Source organism: Paraurantiacibacter namhicola, assembly GCF_001687545.1.
Lineage (GTDB): Bacteria > Pseudomonadota > Alphaproteobacteria > Sphingomonadales > Sphingomonadaceae > Paraurantiacibacter > Paraurantiacibacter namhicola.
In genome coordinates, this window is the sequence record NZ_CP016545.1 from 695,205 (window position 1) to 716,400 (window position 21,196).

Genomic DNA, 21,196 nt, shown 5'->3' on the forward strand with positions numbered 1-21,196 from the left:
AGGACATGGCAGAGCAGGCTCCGGATCACGTCGAAAGCGCGTCGTGCCTGGGTGCGAAGGAAGCCTTCGACGCACTCAATCTTGCCCGTAGCAATTTCGGTACTTTATCGACCTTGTACATCACGGGTGTCGGCCTGACTTTCGCGATCTGGGCTGCGGTCTCCGACGTCCAGTTTCGCCAAGGGCTGATGATTTTTGCATTGCCGTTTCTGTTCTTCAATTACTGGGGTTTCCTGTCGAACCTGACGTTCCAAATGCGCAATTTCTCCTTCCTGGATGCACAAGTTCACCCTGCTGACCCGGCGCGCGCAATCGTGGATGCAATGCAGCCAATCGGCAGGGCAAAGATGACGCTGACCTACCTGCTTGTGACTGCCTTCGTTTTGGCCTTCGGCTGGTATTTTGCCGATGGTGGTCTCGAGGGCCTCAGGGACCAAATTCAATTGGGCGAACAAGATATCGACGCTGGGAGCCCGACCGCTTGAGCCCACTCATGGCCATCGGCCTAGGAATGATGTTCGCCGTGCCAGAATTCGTAATTCGGAAAACTTGGGAAAGGGCACACATATGAAGACCACGCTCACCACATTCGCACTGGGACTTTCAGGCCTCGCGCTGGCAGCCTGCGGTTCGGCCGATGAGGCTGCCGGGGGCGAAGGCGCTGACGGCGGGGAAATGGCCACGACCATGGCCGCTTCGGGCGATGACTGTTCGGCCGAGAATGTCGTGACGAAGATCAGCCGCTCCGCAACGCTTGCGGGCGAGGTGCCGGAAACGCACCCGCAATATGACGAGGTGCGGGCGGCTGCCGGCGAAATGATCGACCGGTTCAACGAGCTCGACACGCCCGACAACGGCCTCTCCACCGAAGAGACCTTTGCGCAGATGTGCGCGGCTTACGACAAGTTTGCCGGCGTGGCGCGCGCGGCCGACATCATCGAATAACGGGTCCCGCGCGGCCGCGACATCCATGGCATCCGGAGGCGCCGCTGATGCGGATCGCGGTCGGCGCTGCGTTCCTGCTGGCGCGATACTTCATCGCCTTTGCGCCGCAGCCCGAATGGAGGTCTTGATAAACAGCAAAATCATTCGCTAACCTGCCCCGGTACGACCACAACGGGGAAGGCGGTATGAGACGGCAGATTGCGGCAATCGGGACAGGACTGGCACTTTCCGGCGCGGCCATGGTCCTGGCCATAGGGCACGCGCCCGCACAGGCCACGGCACAGGAACCGAATTACGATTTCAGCAATGTGTTGGCGCCGGGATACGATGCCGCGCCCGGTTATGACATCCTTGGGCTGAAACTGGGCATGACCATGCCAGAGACGATCCAGATCCTTGGCGACCGAGGGTTCCGCTTCTTGCAGAAACGGTTCCAGCGCACGGCGCGGGGGCGCGGGGCGATGCGCTATTACGATGCCGAGCGCGACCGCAGCGACGAACATCCCGCGTATGAGAAGATCACCGTCTATTTCGATTTCAGCGAGAAACCGCGTGTCCTCGCCGTCTATCGCAACAGCATGTATGGCCGGAGCAGCAAGCCCGCCTATACGAATGTGATGCAGGCGATCGCGGCGAAATATGGCGACGCGCCGGTCTGGGATACGCGCAACAACGAGGTGATGACCGCCTGGTATCCATCGGACCTGTCGCGCAAATGCGAGCCGATGAAGCACAATCTGCGCTATTTCCGCGCGCCGGAAGATATCGAGCAATACGAAGGCTGTTTCCGCGGACTGGCGATCAAGGTGGGCTATGACCGGCACTCGACCGGCAGACCAGTGGAATATACCCGCAGCTTCCTGGTCGACACGCGTCTGATGGATGCCAATTACAAGGAAACCTGGCGCCTGGCGGAGGAACAGGCCGCGCAGCGCGAGCGGCGGGAGCGCGAGAAGACCTATTCCAACGACGCGGCGGAATTCTGAGCGCGCGGCGCAACCTTCCCGCCATTGTCATTTGACCTGACCGGCCAGCTTCGTAACATCCGCCGCATGGTTTAAGCGGGGGGGGCAGGACATGCGGCGGATGGTGAACTTGGCCGCAGGGGCGATGCTGGCGGCGACGCCGCTGGCGGCTCTCGCGCAGGACGCAGAGGACAGCGAGGCGGCTGCCGCCGCCCCCGCCGCGCAGCTCGATCCCGAAACCGCCGCGCTTTCGCAGGAGATCGCCACCCTCGAAGGGCAGGATCCTGCGCGCGATCCGGCAGGCGATTTGCCGAAACTGATCGACCTGCATGCAAGGGCCACGGCCAATGGCAAGGTCCCGCCGCTCGACATGGGGCTGCTCGCGTCCGAAATCGGCGGGCGGCATTTCTACCTGCGCGACTATCCCGAAGCGGCCCGCTGGTACCAGCGCGCAGGCGTCTGGCTGGAGAAAGGCGGCGCCTCGCCCGAAGAGATGTCCGGCCTCTATAACAACACGGCCACCATCCTTGCCGCCAGCGGCCAGTACGAAGAAGCGCGCGCCACGCATGAAAAGGCGCTGGCCATCCGCATGGAGATGGAAGGCGGGCGCGGGGCGAAGACCGCCTCCTCGCTGTTCGGCATCGGCTATGTCCTCTTCCGCCAGGGCCGGGTGGAGGAATCCGTGCCCTATTTCCGCGAATCCGTGGTGCAGCAGGTGGAGTTCGCACCGCCGGACGATCCCAACACCGTGATCCGCATGACCTCGCTGGCGTCCGTGCTGGGCCGGTCCGGGCGCGAGGGAGAGGCGCTGTCTTGGGCTCGCCGGGCCGAGGCGATCGGGCGTGAATACCTGGGCGAGGATCACCAGACCTATGCCGTCGCGCTCAACAACCTCGGCAATTCACTGATCGAGAACGGACTTTACCAGGAAGCCCTGCCCATCCTGCGCCAAACGCTGACCGTGCGGCGCAACACCGTGGGCCCGGACGCGCCGGGCACGGCGATCTCCATGCGTAACCTCGCCACAGTCCTGAAAGTTACGGGGCAGACGGAGGAGGCCGAGGCGCTGAACGCCGATGCCATCACCGTGCTGGAAGCCAGCGGCGACACCGAAACGCCTGACGCGCTGCCTTACATGTATGCCGATGCGGCCGGATTTGCTGCCATGCGCGGAGACTGGCCGGAATACGACCGGCTGGCCGCCCGCGCCATCGCGCTGGCCGATGCGGCGCTGGGGCCGGATGACCACAACCGCGCGATGATCCACCTCTACCACGCGCGCTGGCTGTCCGAACGGGGGCAGCATGCAGAGGCGCTGGCCATCGCCCAGGAATGGGTGCCGGTCATGGCCGCCGCCCTGATCGACACGCATCCCGACCGGCTGTGGGCAGAGATGCTGCTGCAATCGCTGAAGGCGCGGGTGGACGGCGCGCCGGACTGGGCCGCCGCCGATGGCGCGCTGGGGCGGCTGGAAGGCAAGCTGACGGATCTCGCCACGCCGGACCGGCAATTGGTGCGCGAGGCCCGCACGCACCGCGATGCCGCGATGCTGTACATGGATTTTGCCCTGCGCAGCCGCGATCACGCACGCGCAGTGCGCGCCATGCAGCTGGTCTCGATGACGGACCTGGCGCTGGGCCAGCAATTTGGTGGCGGCGATGCCGCCGGCGGGGAGGCGGACACGGCCGCGGACGCCGATGCCTTTACCGCGCGGCGCGTTTTCCTGGCCCTGTCGCGCAAGACGGACGAGCTGGCGCTGCGCGAGGCGAGCGCGCTGGAGGCCGGTGACGAGGACCTCGCCGCGCAAATCGCACAGCAGCGTGCCGCCAGCAGCGATGCGCGCGACGCGGCCCGCTCGGCCTTGCTGGCGGAACACCCCGGCTTCGTGGAGCGGTACCGCCCGCGGCCCGTGGAGCTGGCCGAGCTGCAGGCCCGGCTGGGCGAGCGCGATATCCTGCTGATCCCGATCGAGGGGGAACGCACGGGCTGGATGATCCGGATCGAGCGGGACCGCGTATCCGCGCACCCATTCGAACTCGCGCCTATGCGCGGCCATGTCTTGGCCATTCGCGAAGCCGTGGATCCGCCGGGCGGCGGCGCCCTGCCGGCCTTCCCCCGCGCCGATGCGCTGGGCCTGTACCGCATGCTGTTCCCGCAGGGCATTAAGCAGGATGCGAACGTGCTGCTGTATGGCGGGCAGACGCTGGCCAGCGTGCCCTTCGCCCTGATGCTGACCGACGATTGGGACGGCCCGCTTGCCGATGCGCCCTGGCTGCTGCGCCGTGCATCGGTGCAGGTGGTGGGCAATCTGGGCCTGCTGCGCCGCGAACCTGCAGCCATGGAAGCGCAGGTGGAACTGCCGCGCTTTGCCGGCATTGGCGGCGTGGCATTCCCGGACGGCCCGGGCAATGCAGCACCAGACGCGGACGGAACAATGCAGCTGGCCGGAATCTTCCGCTCCGGCCGACCGGAGGCAGAACTGATCGCGGACCTGCCCCCGCTGCCGGAAGCCCCGGCCGAATTGCGCGCCATCGCCTCGGCCCTTGGCGGGCAGGACGAACTGGTCCTGCTGGGCGGGGACGCGGCGGAGGAGAATTTCAAGCGCGCGGACCTGTCCGGATATTCGGTCATCGCCTTTGCCACGCACGGCCTGGTCGCGGGCGAACTGCGCGGGCTGTGGGAGCCGGCGCTGCTGCTGGGCACAGGCGAGGGCAGCGGCGAGGACGGCCTGCTGGGCGCGAGCGAGATCGCGCAATTGCGGCTGGATGCGGACCTGGTGATCCTGTCCGCCTGCAACACCGCCGCCGGGCTGGACGGGCAGGCGCCGGTCTATTCCGGGCTCGCCACATCCTTCGCCCAGGCTGGTGCGCGCAGCCTGATGCTGAGCCATTGGCGCGTGCGGGACGATGCCGCCGCCCGCCTGACGGTGGGGACGGTAGAGGGCATGGTGTCCGGGCTCAGCCGGCCCGATGCGCTGCGCCGCGCGCAATTGTCGCTGATGGCGGACGAGGGCGTGCCCGATGCGGCCCATCCGGCCATCTGGGCACCCTTCGTCATCATCGAGAACTGAGCGGGCGCTCGCCCACGCAAAAGCCCCGCCACCCGAGGGGCCGGGGGCGGGGCTTCGTGTGACCCGCACAATTGCGCGGGCGAGAGAACTTTATCGTCAGGCGGCTTCCGTCGCCTTGTTGCCAAGGCCTTCCGGGATGCGCGCATCCTGCTTCAGGTAGACGCGGTTGTCTTCGACCTTCTCGACATCTTCCATGCTCAGGAAGTGGTGCATGTCATCCATGCTGTCGGACTTGGTCAGCTTGATCTGGCCGTCATCGACATCGTCGACGGTGCCGACGTGCTGGCCTTCGAAATTGCTGACTTCCATGTGCTCCTTGATGCGCCACTTCTCGAACATGTTTTATCCTTTTTCCTTAATGGGTTATGTGAGGATAACGGCCAGGGCAGGCAGGTCGTTCCGCAGCCCGTCGCAGCCATGAAACAGCTCGCTGCAATGGTGAGGTCTCAGGGCGTGACGCAAAGGGTAATGGTCCACCGGGGGCCAGCCTAAGAGATATTTAACCACCCTGCGGCTATGCCCGCCGTCATGGCTACGCGCCCATCATCTGCCACGCCCGCTCGGCGTGCTGCGCCCGGTTCCCGCTATCATGGATCGCGGGACCTCAACTGGTCGCGCTATGTTGCCTTGTACCTGGCCCAGGCAGGCTGGGTGATCCTGGGCGTCTACCTCTGGCAGAACGCCTTCTGGCCATCGACCTGCCAGCCCGAAGGCCTGCTGGACACAGCACTTTGCAGCCTGCGCCTGCCGGACAACCGGGGCTGGGTGGAAGCCGCGCTGATGACCTGGCTGTGGTCCACCCCGATCCTGATCCTGCTGGAATTCAGCCGCTGGACCAAGATCTGGGAAAAGCGGCGCGAGGCGACCAAGCTTCCGCCGCGCGGCAAGCACCGCAAGGACTGAACCGGACGAGCCCCGTCAGTCGGTCGGCTGCGGATGCCCGCGGTCCAGTTTCTCCAGGCGCTCCTCGCCTTCCGCACCATAACCGCGGTCGCTCGGCTTGGGGGCATCGCCCTTGTCCTGCCCGTCGCCATGCGCGGCATGTTCCTTGGCCTGCAGCTGGTATTGCTGCGCTTCGGGCAGTCGGCTGGGGTGCGTTTCTTCGGCCTGCTGCTGGCGCGGTGCATCGGCGCCGTGGCCTTCTTCGCTCCCCGCATCCGCATCGTCCTGGCTGGCCTGGCGCGCATCGGCACGCGCCGCATCCTCGCGCGGCCCGGTCCGCTCGATCCCGCCCGGCTCGCTGCCATTGGGGTTAAACGTCACATTGCGCGAATCCTTCGGTTCATACTGGCCCATTGCTCGTCTCCTTTTCGTGGAGTCCAATGGATGGCGCCGCGCAGGTGTTCCGGCTTTGCGCTTTCCTCCACATCTTTATCCCCGATAAAGCGCCCGGCGGCCCCTTCGCATGCAGGCCGCGCGTGGCATAATCCCTGGTCTAGGAAAGATTCGCACCGATCCCGTAATTTGTGGGATTCACAAGTGCGAAACACTATCTATAGTGGTGCACGGCCCCGCGCTGCCACCACATGCATGCTGCAAACCGCAAGGAATTTGATCCGATGTCCCTTCTCGAAGCCCGCAAGACCTACAAGCCCTTCGAATATCCCTGGGCCTACGAATTCTGGAAGCGCCAGCAGCAGATCCACTGGATGCCGGAAGAGGTGCCGCTGGGCGAGGATTGCCGCGACTGGGCGCAGAACCTGTCCGATCACGAGCGCAACCTGCTCACGCAGATCTTCCGCTTCTTCACGCAGGCGGACGTGGAAGTGCAGGATTGCTACCACGAGAAATACGGCCGCGTGTTCAAGCCGACCGAGATCAAGATGATGCTCGCCGCCTTCTCCAACATGGAGACGGTGCATATCGCGGCCTATTCCCACCTGCTCGACACGATCGGCATGCCGGAAAGCGAATACGGCATGTTCCTCGAATATGAGGAGATGAAGGACAAGCACGATTACCTGCAGGAATTCGGCGTCGACACGGACGAGGATATCGCCCGCACGCTCGCCATGTTCGGTGGCTTCACCGAAGGGCTGCAGCTGTTCGCCAGCTTCGCCATGCTGATGAACTTCCCGCGCTTCAACAAGATGAAGGGCATGGGGCAGATCGTCAGCTGGTCCGTGCGCGACGAGAGCCTGCACTGCGAAGGCATCATCAAGATGTTTCACACCTTCTGCGAGGAGCGCGACTGCCTGACCAAGTCCGTGAAGGAAGACATCATGGACATGTGCCAGAAGACGGTGCGACTGGAAGATGCCTTCATCGACCTCGCCTTCGACGCCGGCCCCGTGCCCGGCATGACGGCGAAGGAGATCAAGAAGTATATCCGCTACATCGCGGACTGGCGCCTGGGCCAGCTGGGCCTGCCCAGCATCTATATGGTGGAAGACCACCCCCTGCCCTGGCTCGCCCCGCTGCTGAACGGCGTGGAGCACGCCAACTTCTTCGAAACCCGCGCGACCGAATATTCCAAGGGCGCCACCAAGGGCGACTGGCAGAGCGTGTGGTCGAGCTTCGACAAGCGCAAGGGCGCGGGCGCTGCGGCGAATGCCGAGAACGACGCCGAGGCGGACGGGCCGGGGCTGTTCGGGGAGACCGAGGCGGCGGAGTAGTCGAAATTTCTTAGGTTGATCTCAGATCAACGAATCGTTAAGGTCTTGGAGCCAGTAAGAGGAATCTGAGGATGGCAGACCCAGCCCTTTCGATTACAGATGAGTATGTCCAGAACGTTTTGGCACTCGTGGGTTGCGGGATTAGCTGGCCGGTCGCGGTCAGCAAGTCCGTTCAGGAGCAAGGTCTCCATCCCTTTGATGTGACTTATGTCATGACTCATGGCAAGGTTGTAGAAACAGAAAAGGAGACAGCGGATGGGGCGAATTACGTCATGATTGGGCGCAACTGTGACGAAGTTCAAATCCGCGTCGAGTTTTGGCTCGACCCAAATCATTTCGATGTGCGGATACTTACCGTCCAACGCATCTAGGAGTTCAAAAATGTCCAAAACAATGAAGGGTGCGGCCAGCGCTCCTTCTGAGTATTGCCTGGACGATCTTGGAACTTCATTCAAGGTTGTCTTGGTGGACTCGGTACAGGAGCGGAATGGCCCCATGGGACCTGAGGTTTACATTCCCGACTACCAAGGACTGCTCAAGCAGATAGCTGTGGTTCGCGCGTTTCACCCAGCTAAATTGAAAGCGGGCGACATACAGTTTTTGCGGAAGAGCCTCGGAATAAAGTCAAAAGAGTTAGCGGTAAGGCTTGATATCTCACCTGAGCACATGTCGCGTTGTGAATCCGGTGATAAAACACTTGCTCCCAATAGCGAGAAAGTTTTGCGCTATCTGATTGTCTGGGAGGCGCTTTCTGTCGCACAGAAGGCGCTGCAGAAAGCTGCCGAGAAGTCGGATGCAGAGCTAGACCATTTTCTGTCCAAAATATCGGAGATTACCGAGAGAGTTGAGAAGTTGATGGACGGCTTAACGATCGATCCGCTTCATAATGCAGAGGAGGAGTTGGTCTTCCACTTCACATTGGTCTCGCACGACGAAAGCGCGCCTGCCAACGATGATGGGGAGGCGCCAGCACGAGAATGGCTGGCTGCTTAATCTTCTTGATCTAAGATCAATCCCGCTTTATAGCCTGAAATGCGAAGGGCGGGTGCCGTTCCAGCGGCCCCGCCCTCCTTGTTCACCCACTCAGTGGGTGGCTTGGTGAGGAGCATGCCTCAGCTAGCGCAGTTCGCATAGCTCCTGAATCGCAGCAAAGCAATGTGATGTAAGGAGCAGCTATATGGCCTACTATTATGTTAACAGGAACGCGCAAACTAACGGTGATCATGAGGTGCATCGCGTAGGATGCAATTTCATGCCGAAGCCTGAGAATCGTCAATACGTTGGCGATCATATGACGTGTGGTCCCGCAGTGCGCGAAGCAAAGCGTTTCTACGCGAAGGCGAATGGTTGCTACTATTGTAGCAATGCATGCCATACGACTTGACTCTAAGAACCGCCCCTCCCGCTTGCGGGAGGGGTTGCAGAGCTTGGCGAACGGAGTGAGCCTAGCGGCGCGGGGTGGGCGCGGCGGGTCCGGCGGTTTTTTGCGGAGGTGCTGGGGGTGTTGGTCTGTTATTCGCCCACCCGGCTTCGCTAGGCGGCGCGCCGCCAAGCTGCGCTGCCGCTGGCGCCTACGCGCCATCTTCGACTCCCCGCAGGCGGGAGGGGGTTCTTGGGCTTTCTCATTACTGTTGCGCTGGCCCACCCCGCTGCGACTAACCAGCTTTGCTGGTAAGTCTCGCTCCCCTCCCGCTGGCGGGAGGGGGTTACTGGCGCTCCTTTTTCAGGCGGTCGACTTCGGAGCGGATTGTCGTGATGACCGCTTCCGTGTCTTGCAGCACGTCCTCGTTCAGGAAGCGTAGCACGGTGTAGCCTTCGCGCTGCATCCAGGCGTCGCGCCTGGCGTCTGCCTCCGGGCGGGCATCGTGGCTCTCGCCGTCGCATTCCACCACCAGCTTCAGGCTGCGGCAGAGGAAGTCTGCGAAGAACGGGCCGACCGGCATCTGGCGGCTGAACTTCGCGCCTTGCCGGCTGGCGGAAAGGTGCTGCCACAACACGCGCTCCGCCGGAGTGGCGGCGCGGCGAAGTGTGCGGGCGCGTGCGGTGTTGCGGGGTTGCCAGCCGGGCATAGGCAATATCTGACCCGAGGGGCCCAACATTGCAATCCTCGTGCACCCCCAAAGCTAACCCCGTAAAATCCAATGAAAAGGGTACTGGCGCGTTTCCGGCCCCTACTGGCTCGGTTCGGGGAGGGCGCGGCAAGCTAATGCTGGCGGGCTCCCCACATCAGGTGTGGCCATTCCGGCCGCGAAGGACACAGTCTATGACCGATCACAACAAGGATCACGACAACAAGCAGGCCCAGGGCAACAAGCCCGCCAACGCCCCCGGCCAGGCGCAGCAGGGCGAAAAGTCCGGCCAGGCCCAGCAGGGCGAGAAGTCCGGCCAGGGCGACAAGGGCGACCACGGCTCCAAGGACAAGCAGCCGCAGCAGGGCAAGCCCTCCGCAAACGGCTGACGCGCCTTTACGCACACCGGTGACGTAACCGGACAGGCGGCCGCTCCTTACGCAGGGGGCGGCCGCTGCGCGTTTGGCGCATTGGGGCGGCCCGATGGCCCCGCGCCGCAGCGGGGCCGCCGTCCTGCGCGCCTGTGATTTGCCTCTCCGCAGGCCTGTGATACGCTCACTCCGGATTTCGAGGGGACGCATCATGAAAGACACAATCATCCTGATCGCTTCGGCGGCCTTGGTCGCTGGGCTGGGCTCCGGGCTGGAGGGTGCTCCGGCGGCTGCGCAGGATGTGGATTTGCAGCGGACGCTGAATGAGGCGACGGCCGAGCCTGACAGCTACGAGGAGACCGTCACGGTCGAGATCGATGCCGAGGTCGAGGAAGAGGCGCCCGCAGAGGGCGACGGCGACGATTACCTCTCCAAGATGTTCTCCGGTAAACCCTTCCTAGAAGGCGATGCGATGGCAGCGGCGCTCGCGGAGGCGGACAAATTTCCGCTCGGCAGCAGCAAGAACCCCGTCCGTGTCAGCCAGCCGCAGGGCCAGCGCGCTTACCTGCGCCGCCTCCGCTGCCCCGGCGGCGACCAACCCGCATTCGGCCGCGTCGGCAATGTCGGCCCGGGCGTGTTCGATAGCATCGTGGACCTTTACGAGGTGGAATGCGCAGACGGATCGGTGCACGAAATCTACATGGACATGTACCACGCTGGCCATGTGGAAGACCGGCCCGTGCCCGGCTTCACCATCACGCCCTGATCGCGCCGGGCCAGGCTTCCGCCGCGGGCCCTGCGCTCGCCCCCCTTACAGCCCGTCCTGCACCTTGAAATCGCACAGGCCGTTCACGTCCCGGTGGCACACCAGGAACCGCGTGTTGCGGCCCAGGCTGCCGACGTAGCGTGTGGGCGTATTGCTGCTGTACAGTTCGGCCCGGCGCTGGCGTTCTGCCGCTGCGGCGCGCGCATTGTGGTCGGCCAGCCGGCCACGCACGATGCGCTCTGCCAGCAACCGGTCATTCGAAGGCGCGGTGGTCCACAGGCTGTAAGCGGTCAGGTCGATATCGCGCAGCTGGTCCAGCCTGTTGCCGGCCTTCGCGCGGCTGAACACGTAATTCGCCGCCGGGCCGGACCGGAAATCGTTGATCGCGATGTAGAATGCGCCCGTCCAGTCGCCATAGGCCAGCATCCGGTCCAGCAGGACGATGCGTGCGCCATCCTTCTGGCCATGCTGCTGCGACCAGCGCGGGAAGCTGGCCCAGCGCTGCTGTTCGTCGCAGGCCTGCTTCAGCCCCAGCCGGCACCCTTCCGCAAAGGCGGGCAGGACCTCGGCGTAATCCTCCGCCACGATCAGCACGCTGGCCTTGTTGAAGCAGCTGACCGCCGTGCCCAGCCGGCAGGCGGCGTCGGAATACATCCGGCCGCGATCGGGGTCGTAAGCGCGGCTGGCAGGGTTGGAGAACATGTGCTCTCCCGCCGTGCAGCCCTGGATCACGCGGTTCTTGCAGGCGGACAGCGCATTGCGATCGGCCAGCTGCCAGTCCACCGCCTGCGGGAATTCGCCATTGCCGCCATCGAAGGCCAGCACCGTCGCCACCGAGCAGGTGCTGACCAGCCCGGCCTCGCAGGCCTTGCCCCAGCTATCCGCTACCTCCTTCGCGCGGGCCTGGCGCGCGGGCACTTCGTCGATCAGCAGGTTGAACAGGACATCGCAGCTGTCCTTGTGCGGTGTCTCGCAGCCCAGCTTGAAATAGGCGATGCCGCGTTCCCTGTCCGGCACCAGGCCGACGGCGCCATCCAGGTGGGCAGAGCCGAGCAGCTGGCAGGAATAGCCGTCCTTCATGCGGCAGGCCTTGTCCAGATACGCCACGCCCTTGGGGTGGTTGGCCGTCATGCCGCGCCCGTTCGATACGAACAGCTGGCCCGCCACGCCGCAGCTGCGCCTGTCGCCCAGCTCGCATCCGCGTTCGAACAATGCACGCCCGGCCACCAGGTCGCCTGCGGGATTGGTCTTGTCGATCAGGACCATGCCGGCATCGAAGCACGCTTTGGCATCGCCCGCGCGGCAGGCGGCGGCAGACTGCGTGGCGGTGCCCCCGGCAGGAGCAGCCCCCTGTGCCGATACGGCCGGCGCAGTAGCGATTACGGCGGCGAACACGGCGCCGGACATGGCGAGAAGCGTGACGAAACGCGTGACGAGGGTCGTGAAAGGGCTCGTGACAAGGCTCGTGACAAGGCGGCGCATGCGGAACTCCCCTGTGTTGCAGGTGGGATCTGCTCCCGCCGCGCCGCGCCGTCCAATGACAATTGTCGTTAGCCCCCTGCTGCCGTCCCCGCCGCCGTCCCCGCCGCCGTCCCTGCCGCCGTCCCCGCCGCCGTCCCTGCCGCCGTCCCTGCCGCCGTCCCTGCCGCCGTCCCTGCCGCCGTCCCAACCCTCTCGCGCGCCGGGGCGGTTGGCGGTGATGCCCGTTCCCCGCGCAGGTGAGCGGCCTGTCCTACAAGGGGCGCGCCATGCTTCGCGGCGGGGCATGGTTATCCTGTCCTGCCCGATCTCCCCCTTGTCGCCCCCCGGCTGGCCCGGATGCAAAGGTGCGCCAGGGGCGCGGTTTTTGTCCTCTGGACTGTGTAACACCTGTAACACCTTCAGCTTCGCCTTCCCGAAGCTGAACGGATGGGCGGGTCAGCGTGCCCAGTCAGCGTGCCCAGTCATCGTGCCGGGTCGCACCAGTCGATGGGCGATTCGCCCCAGCCGCTGCCGCCCGCCAGGCCCGCGCCTCGCATGTGCTCTGCCAGCAGGCTGCGCGTGCCGTCGGGAGCTGTGCGGCGGGCATTGCGCAGTTCGCGGCCGTACTGGTCGCGGGGAGGCTCCGCCCCGCCGTTCCATTCGAAGGGCCCCGCGCGCAGCCATGCCAGCAGCGCGCCGCGCGCGGCGATGGCGGCGGTGCGCTCGGCCTCGCAGGCGCCTTCCAGCTCCGGCGCGTCGAAGCCGGCCAGGCGGATGCGGCGCGGCGGCGCGCCCTTGGCTGAACCGGCAGGCGGGGGCAGCCATACGGTGTCGCCATCGATCACGCAGGCGGCGCTCGACTGGCCGCGCCCGCACAGGCTGAAGGCGCGCTGCACCTGCACCCACTCGCCACCCGCATCGCCATCCCCGTGCCACCAGCGCAGGCCCAGCGTCAGCGCGGCGGTGACCAGGACCAGCCCGGCGATCCGGCTCCAGCGCCGCCAGCCAGCCTTGCGCCTTCGCTTCGCCTGCCATCTGGCATCGAAGCGCGGGGCAGGCGGGGAGGATCTGCGGCGGCTCATCCCGCTGCCTTACCCGAACGGGCGAAATCGGCTAGGCTGGCGGGCGCAGAATCGACGGGTCGCTTCCACCTGATGCTTGAAGAGGGGAGTGAGACGATGAGTGACGATCAGCCAGGCGCTGCATTGGGCCGCAGGGCGGTTGTGATGGGCGGTCTGGCGGCGGCGATGCTGCCGGGCGTGGCCCGCGCGGATGTCGTGTGCCGCGACAATCCGTACCACGGCATCCGCCAGTGCAGCAGCGGGATCCGCCGCATACAGCTGGTCCAGGCGATGCAGGAATGCCCGCAATGGTGCTGGGCGGCATGCATCCAGATGGCGTTTGCGAAGTACGGCTGGCGCGTGCCGCAGACCGACATCGTGCAGCGCCTGTTCGGCGATATGCGCTGCGCCCCGGCGAACGGGTCGCAGATCGTCGCCACTGTGAACAGCGGCCCCTGGCGGGACGTGCGCGGGCGCATGTTCAGGGCGCGCGCCGCGCCGCTCGCGGACCTCGATTTCGGCATGTCGAACGGCAACGCCCTGCGCGATGCGGCTTGGCACCTGGCGGACGGCATACCGCTGATCAACGGCGCGCTGAACCATGCGACCCTGCTGACATCGATGACCTACGCCATCGACCGCCAGGGCCGCGTGTTCCTGCAAGAGATGATCGTGCGCGATCCCTATCCCTACCAGGACGCACGCCCATCGCGCCGATCGCTGACGCAGCGGGAGGTTTCAGGCACCCGCCTGCTCGTATCGATCAGGGTCTGACGTCTCGGCCGCTGCTTCTGCGTCTGCCTAGCTATCGGGGAAGTCGGGGATGGGCGTCAGGCTGGTGAAGGCCTCGTCTAGCGGTGGGTGGCCCAGCGCGGGCCAGTCGATGGCGGGCGGGTCGACCCTTGTATCCGGTAGGCGGTCCAGCAGGTCACGGATCAGGGTCAGGCGGCCGCGCTTCTGGTCGTTGAAGTCCACCACAGTCCATGGCGCGTGGTCGGTATGCGTGGCGGCGAACATGGCCTCGCGCGCGGCGCTGTAATCGGCAAAGCGGGTGCGGGCGGCCACGTCGATGGGGGAGAGCTTCCAGCGCTTCAGGGGATCGGCCAGCCGTTCGGCGAAGCGTTCTTCCTGGCTCTCCTGGTCGCAGCTGAGCCAGTACTTGAACAGGCGGATGCCGTCATCGGCCAGCAGCTTCTCGAACACCGGGGCCTGCTGCAGGAAAGCATCGACCTGTTGCTGGTCGGCAAAGCCCATCACCCGCTCCACCCCGGCGCGGTTGTACCAGCTGCGGTCGAACAGCACGATTTCGCCCGCCGTTGGCAGGTGCTGGACATAACGCTGGAAGTACCACTGGCCCTGCTCGGCCTCGGTCGGCTTGCCCAGCGCGACGGTGCGGCACTGGCGCGGGTTCAGCTTCTCGCGGATCGCCTTGATCGTTCCGCCCTTGCCGGCCGTGTCCCGCCCTTCAAACAGCACGCAGATGCGCTGCCCGGTTGTGCGGGCCCAGCGGGCCATGGAAACCAGTTCGTGGGTGAGCGGCTCCAAGGCCGCGTTATATGTCTTGCCCTTCATGGCCTGCACGATGCGCGAAGAGGCGCGGCGCGGCAAGCCTCAGGCGCTGGCGCACCAGCGGTTCGCGCGGCGGCCCTGCCATGGCTCGGCCAGCCCTTCCTCCACCAGCACCATGCCCAGGCTCTGCCCGCCGCGCGTGACGACGCGCAGCTTGCGCCCGAAGCGGTCGGTGTCGCGCGCTCCTGCAGCTTCCAGCTGGAACGGCCCTGCGTTGAGTAGCTGGGTGAAACGCCGTGTCGCCTGCTCGCCCAGGGCGCGTTCGGCGGCGCAGGCGGGGCGGTGCGTCTCCGGCGTGTTGATATCGGCAACGCGCACCTTGGTTCCGTCCAGCCAGAAGGTGTCGCCGTCCACCACGCAGGTGACGCGCGGGGCGGAAGTGCAGGGCGCAAAGGTGGAGGGCGTGCCGGGTCTTCCCGCCTCCTGCCCTGCATTCGCCAGGAGGATGGGTACCGCAAGGCAGGACAGGAGGCGGGCCGACATGACACCGACCTATCCCTGCGGCGCGGCGGCGGGCATCCGGACCACTACTGATCCGTATCAGCCCTTATCAGGTGGTCAGCTGGCGCTAGGCATGGCGCAATCGGTGGGTTAGGGCTGCATCCGCAACGCAATCCGAGGGACCACCGGCCATGACCGCGCCGCAGCACAATTCCGGCGATAACCGCCACATGCTGGCCAAGGCGGAAACGCTGATCGAGGCGCTGCCCTATTTCCAGCGTTATGCGGGCCGCAGCTTCGTGGTGAAATATGGCGGCCATGCCATGGGCGATCCCGCCGCCGCGCGCGACTTTGCCGAAGATATCGTGTTGCTGAAGGCCGTGGGCATCAACCCGGTGGTAGTGCATGGCGGAGGCCCGCAGATCGGCGCCATGCTGGAGAAGCTGGGCGTGGAGACCACCTTCGTCGACGGGCTTCGCGTCACGGACGAGGAGACGGCCAAGATCGCCGAGATGGTCCTGTCCGGCGCGATCAACAAGGAACTGGTCGGCTGGATCGCCAAGGCAGGCGGCAAGGCGATCGGCATTTCCGGCAAGGACGGAAACCTCGTCACCGCCACCAAGGCGCAGCGCAGCACGCGCGACGCGGACAGCAATATCGAGCGCGCGGTGGATCTGGGCTTCGTTGGCGAGCCGAGCCATGTCGACACCACGATACTGGAAACCGCCAGCGGCGCGGGCATGATCCCCATCATCGCCCCCATCGCGGTGGGAGAAGACGGGCACACTTACAACATCAACGCCGACACGATGGCGGGCGCGATTGCATCGGCGCTGGGCGCGGCACGGCTTTTCCTGCTGACGGACGTGGCGGGCGTGCTGGATAAGCAGGGCGAGCTGCTGACGGATTTGAACCCAGCGGATATCGCGCGGCTGAAGGAAGACGGCACGATTGGCGGCGGCATGATTCCCAAGCTGGAAACATGCGTGCACGCCGTGGAGGCAGGCTGCGATGCCGCCGTGGTGCTGGACGGGCGTGTGCCGCACGCCATGCTGCTGGAATTCTTTACCGCACGCGGTGCAGGCACGCTGGTGCGGGCGTGAGGAGGCTCGGCACCGTGGCGGTCGCTGCGATGGCAATGGCCCTTTCTGCCTGCGGCGGAAACGATGCGCCCGAGCAGCCGCAGGATGGTGCGGAGCTGGCGGGGCAGGGCCTGTCCGGTCCGACAATTGCCGATTTTCCCGTGCTGCAAAGCGATGACTGCGCGGATGTGGCGCAATTCTATTTCGATGCCATCGCCGCGCGCGAGTTCGATAGGGCGGCCCTTGTGTGGGACGATCCCGTGGTTGACGATGCCCGCCTTGGCGCGCTTTTCGCAGGCTACACCCAGCCGAAATTCACCGTGTCGGACATCCGCCGCGACGAGGCCGGGCCGTCCGAAAGCTGCACGATCACCGGGGCGCTGGCAGACCTGGCCGATCCGGCACGCGTGCTGCGCGAAGGCACGGTCATCCTCCAGCGCGCGGCTGGTGACCAGGCCTCCACCCCCGACCAGCAACGCTGGCGCGTCCAATCGAGCGATTTCATCGAGGAGATGCAGCGCGCGGGGCGGGGTGGGCCGGCATGATCGCGCCCATGCGTGTTAGTCGCTTGATACACCTGCGCGCCGCGCCTATCTTTGGTTGCAGCTCACTCCATTCAATCCGAAGGCGGTTCCCCTGATGCAAGCGATACTCCAGATCATCGGCCTGCTGGCCAACGTCCTGATCATGCTGGTCATCGTGCAATTCGTGATCAGCCTGCTGTTCTCCTTCAACGTGGTGAGCACCAGCAACCAGTTTGCGGTGCAGATCTACAATTCGATCGACGCGCTGCTGCGGCCGATCCTCGACCCTATCCGGCGCATATTGCCGCAGACCGGGGCCATCGATTTCTCGCCGCTGGTGCTGATCCTCGGCCTGAACATTCTCATGATCATTCTGGGGAATCTTGCATGAGTGAAGCCACACGCATCGACGGCAAGGCCTTTGCCGCGAAATTACGCGAGCGCGTTGGCGCGCTGGCGGAAGCGTTTGCCGAAACGGCCGGGCGCAAGCCAGGCCTTGCAGTGGTGCTGGTGGGGGAAGATGCCGCCAGCCAGGTTTATGTCGGGGCTAAGGGCAAGGCTACGGTCGCCGCGAACATGGAAAGCTTCGAGCACCGCCTGCCCGCCGATACGGACGAGGGCACGCTGCTGGCGCTGGTCGCACAGCTGAATGCAGACGAAGCGGTGGACGGCATACTGGTGCAGCTGCCGCTGCCCGGTCACCTTAACGAACAGGCCGTGATCGGCGCGATCGATCCGGGCAAGGATGTGGACGGGTTCCATGTCATCAACGCCGGGCGGCTCAGCGTTGGGCAGACCGGTTTCGTGCCCTGCACGCCGCTTGGCTGCATGATGTTGCTGGCGGACCGGCTCGGTGACCTGTCCGGGCTGGAAGCCGTGGTCATCGGCCGCTCCAACATCGTGGGCAAGCCGATGGCGCAGCTTCTTCTTGATGCCAACGCCACTGTCACCATCGCGCACAGCCGCACCAAGGATCTGCCCGGCGTGGTGCGCCGCGCGGATATCGTGGTCGCTGCCGTGGGGCGGCCGGAAATGGTAAAGGCTGACTGGCTGAAGCCCGGCGCCACCGTAATCGATGTGGGCATCAATCGCCTGCCGCCCGAACCCGGCTCCGACAAGGGCCGGCTGGTCGGCGACGTGGCCTTTGCCGAGGCCAGCGAAACGGCCGCCGCCATCACGCCCGTGCCCGGCGGTGTGGGCCCGATGACCATTGCCGTGCTGCTGCGCAATACTCTGGTTGCGGCATACGAGCACGCCGGGCTGGATACGCCGGAGATCTGAATGCGCAAGCGGTCAATCCTTGCCGCAAGCCTTGCCACCCTCGCCCTCGCAGGGTGCATGGCCAGCGGCCCGCCGCGTATCCCGGTGGAGCGGATCGACCGCGCGCTGGAGGGCGCTCCCGGAGAGGCGCAGCCGAGCAAGCTCGTAGCGACAGAACTCGCCTTCGCGCGCGCGGCGCAGGAAGACGGGCAGTGGACGGCCACGCGCGCCTTTGCTGGCCCCGGCGCGATGATCCATGGCCCGAACGGCGCGATTCCAGCTCTGCCCTGGTTGCAAAAACAGTCCGATCCCGCGCAGGCCGCCAAATGGGCACCCCGGGAAATCTGGATGAGCTGCGATGGCGCGCTGGCGGTGAGCAGCGGCCGGTTCGTGGATCCGGAAGGGCTGGTGGGAACTTACCTGACCGTGTGGCAGCGGCAGGGGCGCGAGGATTACCGCTGGGTCTATGACAGCGCGCAGCCGGACAATCCGCAGCCGCCCGCGCGGTTCCGGCCAGAGGCGCAGGAAGGCGACATCGTCGTGACTGCGCTGGATGCGGTCCAAGGCAATGTGGCCGATTGCCCGCGCGGTGCGACTGCGCCGGACGAGAAAGCCGTCGCCGCTATGACCGCAGGCCGCCAGCAGGCCACACGCACCTCGCCCGACGGCACGCTGGCCTATCGCTGGGAACACCGCAGCGGCGCCAATGGTCCGGAGCGCTATTTCACCGCCTACTGGCTGCATGAAGGCAAATGGCAGGTCGCTGTGGAAGAGGTATGGGCCGGGTCCTGAAACTTCGCTAAGGGCGGCGCGTGACCGAGCTTTTCTTCTCCGCCTTCATCACGCTGTTCGTCGTGATCGACCCCCCCGGCTGCGCGCCGATCTATGCCGGGCTGACGAAGGGTGCGACGGCGGCGCAGGCGCGCAACATGGCCATCCGCGCCTGCATCATTGCCGCAATCATCCTGCTGATCTTCGCCCTGTTCGGGCAGGACCTGCTTGGCGCGCTGCATATCGAGCTTGACAGTTTCCGCATCGCAGGCGGCCTGATGCTGTTCTGGATCGCGTGGGAAATGGTGTTCGAGAAGCGCACCCAGCGGCGCGAGGAGCGCGCTGAGAAAGTCGCCGCGACGCCCGAAGTGGAGGACGTGTCCGTCTTCCCGATGGCCATGCCCATGCTGGCCGGCCCTGGTGCCATCGCCGCAATCATGCTGCTGCAGAACGAAGCGGAGGGGCTGGAAGAATCGCTCGTCGTGCTTGGCGCACTGGGCGCCGTCCTGCTGCTGACCATGCTGGCGCTGATCGCGGCCGGACCGCTGATCCGCCTGCTGGGCCACCGGGTAGAAGCGGTCATCACACGCCTCCTCGGCGTGCTGCTGGCTGCGCTGGCGGCGCAATATGTCATCGATGGCCTGCGGGGCAGCTTCGGGGTGTAGCCTTCGCTACTGCAGCGTCACCCGTTCCTCGTCGGGGTCGCCGCGGCCGAAGAACTGCATCAGCTGGACCAGCAGGTCGCAGCGCTGGCGCAGGTCGGGGGCTTCCAGCAGGGCTTGCTTGGCCGCCGGGTCGAAGGGCGCGATCTGCGATACGCCGTTGACCAGGCTGGCATCGTCCAGCTGGCCGACCGAATCCCAGTCCACTGCATAACCTTGCCGGTCGGCGAAATCGCGGGATTCTGCCTCCAGGCTCGCGCGTTCTCCCAGCGTCAGGTACTCGTCCTGCGGTTCGTCCAGCAGCTCCGCCTCCACCTGGCGGAACTGCGTATTGGGCTGGATCTCGCGGATCACGCGGAAGCGTTGCTCGCCGGACAGAACGATGTTGTAGCGCCCGTCCTCCATCGCCTCGACATCCTCGATCCGGCCCACGCAGCCGACATCGTATAGCGGCGCGCCGTCGACCGGCTCGCGCGGCTGGATCATGGCAATCTTGCGGTCACGCGCCAATGCGCTGCCCACCAGCTCGCGGTATCGCGGCTCGAAGATATGCAGCGGCAATTGCAGGCCCGGAAACAGGATGGCCCCGGTCAGCGGGAAGATGGAAAGGCGCGTGGGCTTGCTCATGTCAGCCGAACAGCAACAGCGAGAGGCGGCGGCGCGTTGCGGAAACCCACGGGTCTTCCAGGCCTACAGCCTCGAACATTTGCAGCAGTTTGGCCCTGGCCGCGCCCTCGTTCCATTCCGGATCGGTTTCGATGGAGCGCAGCAGTGTGTCAGCGGCGTCATCGCGCTGGCCTGCGGCAAAGGCGGCCTCGGCAAAGGCCATCTGCGCTTCCATGTCAGCGGGGCGTTCCGCGGCGGCGGCACGCAGGGCGGCAAGCTCGCTCTCGTCAACCTGCGTGCCAGCCAGTTCCAGCGCGCTGCCGGCCTGCTGCACGAGCGGATCGGATTTCAGATCCTCGGACAGGGCATCATGCACGACGCGCGCCTCTTCCACCCGGTCCGCAGCGACGAGCGCGCGGATCAGGCCGGACTGCACGGCTGCATTTTCCGGCGCCATGCCGGCAATCTGCTGGAACACGCTGGCGGCGCGCTCTGCATCGCCATCGGCCAGCACCTGTTCGCCCATGGCGATCAGCTGGTCGAGGTCGGGAGCGCCATCTGGAGCTCCTTGCCCACCCGCATTGGCCCCGATTGGCAATTGCTCCAGCAGCTGGTCCAGCGCCTGCTTCATCTGCGTTTCGCTGCGGGCGGAGGTCAGGTCGGCCACCGGCTGGCCCTGGAAGATCGCGTAGATCGTGGGGATGGACTTCACTTGGAACTGGCTGGCGATAAAGCCTTCCTCGTCCACGTTCAGCTTGGCCAGCACCACGCCCTTGTCGGCATATTCGGCGGCGATCTTCTCCAACATGGGGGCGATGGCCTTGCACGGCCCGCACCATTCGGCCCAGAAATCCAGGATGACGAGCTTGTCCTGCGAAGGCGTAACGACATCCTTCTGGAATCGCTCCACCGCCTTCTGCTCGTCGATCGAAAGGCCCATGCTTGCCAAGGTAACGCT

Annotated in this window: 26 protein-coding genes; 17 read left to right on the top strand and 9 right to left on the bottom strand. The window is 65.4% G+C overall.

Going from position 1 to position 21,196, the window contains the following annotated elements:
• Positions 1–5 precede the first annotated feature (5 nt).
• The 4 genes from A6F65_RS03335 (at position 6) to A6F65_RS03350 (ending at position 4,980) form a co-directional block, all read left to right on the top strand.
• Complete coding sequence (locus tag A6F65_RS03335) at positions 6–485, top strand: hypothetical protein (protein ID WP_067785966.1); 480 nt, start codon at positions 6–8, stop codon at positions 483–485.
• An 82-nt stretch (positions 486–567) separates the two neighbouring features.
• Positions 568–945, top strand: a complete 378-nt coding sequence (locus A6F65_RS03340) for a hypothetical protein (RefSeq protein ID WP_067785968.1) — start codon at positions 568–570, stop codon at positions 943–945.
• A gap of 185 nt (positions 946–1,130) precedes the next feature.
• Positions 1,131–1,931, top strand: coding sequence for a hypothetical protein (locus A6F65_RS03345; protein WP_157093034.1), 801 nt, complete (start codon positions 1,131–1,133; stop codon positions 1,929–1,931).
• Between the two features lie 100 nt (positions 1,932–2,031).
• Entirely contained in the window at positions 2,032–4,980 is a 2,949-nt protein-coding gene (locus A6F65_RS03350) for a CHAT domain-containing tetratricopeptide repeat protein (protein ID WP_067785972.1), read from the top strand.
• A gap of 96 nt (positions 4,981–5,076) precedes the next feature.
• On the opposite strand, the gene A6F65_RS03355 is transcribed toward A6F65_RS03350, so the two are convergent.
• Positions 5,077–5,319 carry a DUF2171 domain-containing protein gene (locus A6F65_RS03355; protein ID WP_067785975.1) on the bottom strand — a complete coding sequence of 81 codons (243 nt, stop codon included), beginning with the start codon at positions 5,317–5,319 and terminating at the stop codon, positions 5,077–5,079.
• A 189-nt stretch (positions 5,320–5,508) separates the two neighbouring features.
• On the opposite strand from A6F65_RS03355, the gene A6F65_RS03360 reads away from it, so the two are divergent.
• Positions 5,509–5,883, top strand: a complete 375-nt coding sequence (locus A6F65_RS03360; protein ID WP_157093035.1) for a hypothetical protein — start codon at positions 5,509–5,511, stop codon at positions 5,881–5,883.
• A gap of 15 nt (positions 5,884–5,898) precedes the next feature.
• Here the strand turns inward: A6F65_RS03360 and A6F65_RS03365 are convergent, their stop codons facing one another.
• Positions 5,899–6,276 carry a hypothetical protein gene (locus A6F65_RS03365; RefSeq protein WP_067785978.1) on the bottom strand — a complete coding sequence of 126 codons (378 nt, stop codon included), beginning with the start codon at positions 6,274–6,276 and terminating at the stop codon, positions 5,899–5,901.
• A 263-nt stretch (positions 6,277–6,539) separates the two neighbouring features.
• Between A6F65_RS03365 and A6F65_RS03370 the strand changes: the two genes are divergently transcribed.
• The 3 genes from A6F65_RS03370 (at position 6,540) to A6F65_RS03380 (ending at position 8,588) form a co-directional block, all read left to right on the top strand.
• Complete coding sequence (locus tag A6F65_RS03370) at positions 6,540–7,595, top strand: ribonucleotide-diphosphate reductase subunit beta (protein ID WP_067789913.1); 1,056 nt, start codon at positions 6,540–6,542, stop codon at positions 7,593–7,595.
• 71 nt (positions 7,596–7,666) lie between these two features.
• Complete coding sequence (locus A6F65_RS03375; protein WP_067785980.1) at positions 7,667–7,966, top strand: hypothetical protein; 300 nt, start codon at positions 7,667–7,669, stop codon at positions 7,964–7,966.
• A 10-nt stretch (positions 7,967–7,976) separates the two neighbouring features.
• Positions 7,977–8,588 (top strand): helix-turn-helix domain-containing protein, encoded by a 612-nt coding sequence (locus A6F65_RS03380; protein WP_157093036.1) that lies wholly within the window; start codon positions 7,977–7,979, stop codon positions 8,586–8,588.
• 713 nt (positions 8,589–9,301) lie between these two features.
• Here the strand turns inward: A6F65_RS03380 and A6F65_RS03385 are convergent.
• Entirely contained in the window at positions 9,302–9,664 is a 363-nt protein-coding gene (locus A6F65_RS03385) for an endonuclease domain-containing protein (RefSeq protein WP_067785984.1), read from the bottom strand.
• A gap of 194 nt (positions 9,665–9,858) precedes the next feature.
• Between A6F65_RS03385 and A6F65_RS03390 the strand changes: the two genes are divergently transcribed.
• Both A6F65_RS03390 and A6F65_RS03395 read left to right on the top strand, forming a co-directional pair.
• Positions 9,859–10,053 (top strand): hypothetical protein, encoded by a 195-nt coding sequence (locus tag A6F65_RS03390; protein ID WP_067785986.1) that lies wholly within the window; start codon positions 9,859–9,861, stop codon positions 10,051–10,053.
• A gap of 193 nt (positions 10,054–10,246) precedes the next feature.
• The gene (locus A6F65_RS03395) at positions 10,247–10,801 is read left to right on the top strand and encodes a hypothetical protein (RefSeq protein WP_067785988.1); all 555 of its coding nucleotides are present in this window, start codon (positions 10,247–10,249) and stop codon (positions 10,799–10,801) included.
• 45 nt (positions 10,802–10,846) lie between these two features.
• On the opposite strand, the gene A6F65_RS13015 is transcribed toward A6F65_RS03395, so the two are convergent.
• Together A6F65_RS13015 and A6F65_RS03405 are read right to left on the bottom strand one after the other, a co-directional pair.
• Positions 10,847–12,283 (bottom strand): tetratricopeptide repeat protein, encoded by a 1,437-nt coding sequence (locus A6F65_RS13015; RefSeq protein ID WP_067785990.1) that lies wholly within the window; start codon positions 12,281–12,283, stop codon positions 10,847–10,849.
• Between the two features lie 461 nt (positions 12,284–12,744).
• Entirely contained in the window at positions 12,745–13,344 is a 600-nt protein-coding gene (locus tag A6F65_RS03405; protein WP_067785992.1) for a thermonuclease family protein, read from the bottom strand.
• 96 nt (positions 13,345–13,440) lie between these two features.
• On the opposite strand from A6F65_RS03405, the gene A6F65_RS03410 reads away from it, so the two are divergent.
• Complete coding sequence (locus A6F65_RS03410; protein WP_157093037.1) at positions 13,441–14,097, top strand: hypothetical protein; 657 nt, start codon at positions 13,441–13,443, stop codon at positions 14,095–14,097.
• A 27-nt stretch (positions 14,098–14,124) separates the two neighbouring features.
• On the opposite strand, the gene ppk2 is transcribed toward A6F65_RS03410, so the two are convergent.
• Both ppk2 and A6F65_RS03420 read right to left on the bottom strand, forming a co-directional pair.
• The gene (gene ppk2 / locus A6F65_RS03415; RefSeq protein ID WP_067785996.1) at positions 14,125–14,895 is read right to left on the bottom strand and encodes a polyphosphate kinase 2; all 771 of its coding nucleotides are present in this window, start codon (positions 14,893–14,895) and stop codon (positions 14,125–14,127) included.
• 39 nt (positions 14,896–14,934) lie between these two features.
• Positions 14,935–15,375, bottom strand: a complete 441-nt coding sequence (locus tag A6F65_RS03420) for a thermonuclease family protein (RefSeq protein WP_067785998.1) — start codon at positions 15,373–15,375, stop codon at positions 14,935–14,937.
• A gap of 149 nt (positions 15,376–15,524) precedes the next feature.
• On the opposite strand from A6F65_RS03420, the gene argB reads away from it, so the two are divergent.
• The 6 genes from argB to A6F65_RS03450 all read left to right on the top strand — a co-directional run bounded on the left by argB (position 15,525) and on the right by A6F65_RS03450 (position 19,635).
• On the top strand, positions 15,525–16,436 hold the full coding sequence (gene argB / locus A6F65_RS03425) for an acetylglutamate kinase (RefSeq protein ID WP_067786000.1): 912 nt from the start codon (positions 15,525–15,527) through the stop codon (positions 16,434–16,436).
• A complete protein-coding gene (locus A6F65_RS03430) occupies positions 16,433–16,960 on the top strand; it encodes a hypothetical protein (RefSeq protein WP_157093038.1) in 528 nt (175 codons plus the stop codon). The genes argB and A6F65_RS03430 overlap by 4 nt, the downstream gene beginning before the upstream one ends.
• 94 nt (positions 16,961–17,054) lie before the next feature.
• Positions 17,055–17,330: a YggT family protein gene (locus A6F65_RS03435; RefSeq protein WP_067786004.1), complete on the top strand. Its 276-nt coding sequence runs from the start codon at positions 17,055–17,057 to the stop codon at positions 17,328–17,330.
• Complete coding sequence (gene folD / locus A6F65_RS03440; protein ID WP_067786006.1) at positions 17,327–18,220, top strand: bifunctional methylenetetrahydrofolate dehydrogenase/methenyltetrahydrofolate cyclohydrolase FolD; 894 nt, start codon at positions 17,327–17,329, stop codon at positions 18,218–18,220. Before A6F65_RS03435 ends, folD begins: the two co-directional genes overlap by 4 nt.
• A 57-nt stretch (positions 18,221–18,277) precedes the next feature.
• Positions 18,278–18,991, top strand: coding sequence for a hypothetical protein (locus A6F65_RS03445; protein ID WP_237164876.1), 714 nt, complete (start codon positions 18,278–18,280; stop codon positions 18,989–18,991).
• A 20-nt stretch (positions 18,992–19,011) separates the two neighbouring features.
• Positions 19,012–19,635 carry a MarC family protein gene (locus A6F65_RS03450; RefSeq protein WP_067786011.1) on the top strand — a complete coding sequence of 208 codons (624 nt, stop codon included), beginning with the start codon at positions 19,012–19,014 and terminating at the stop codon, positions 19,633–19,635.
• 6 nt (positions 19,636–19,641) lie between these two features.
• Here A6F65_RS03450 and A6F65_RS03455 read toward each other — a convergent pair whose 3' ends face one another.
• Both A6F65_RS03455 and trxA read right to left on the bottom strand, forming a co-directional pair.
• The gene (locus tag A6F65_RS03455; protein WP_067786013.1) at positions 19,642–20,259 is read right to left on the bottom strand and encodes an LON peptidase substrate-binding domain-containing protein; all 618 of its coding nucleotides are present in this window, start codon (positions 20,257–20,259) and stop codon (positions 19,642–19,644) included.
• 1 nt (position 20,260) lies between these two features.
• Positions 20,261–21,178, bottom strand: a complete 918-nt coding sequence (gene trxA / locus A6F65_RS03460) for a thioredoxin (RefSeq protein WP_067789915.1) — start codon at positions 21,176–21,178, stop codon at positions 20,261–20,263.
• Positions 21,179–21,196 lie beyond the last annotated feature (18 nt).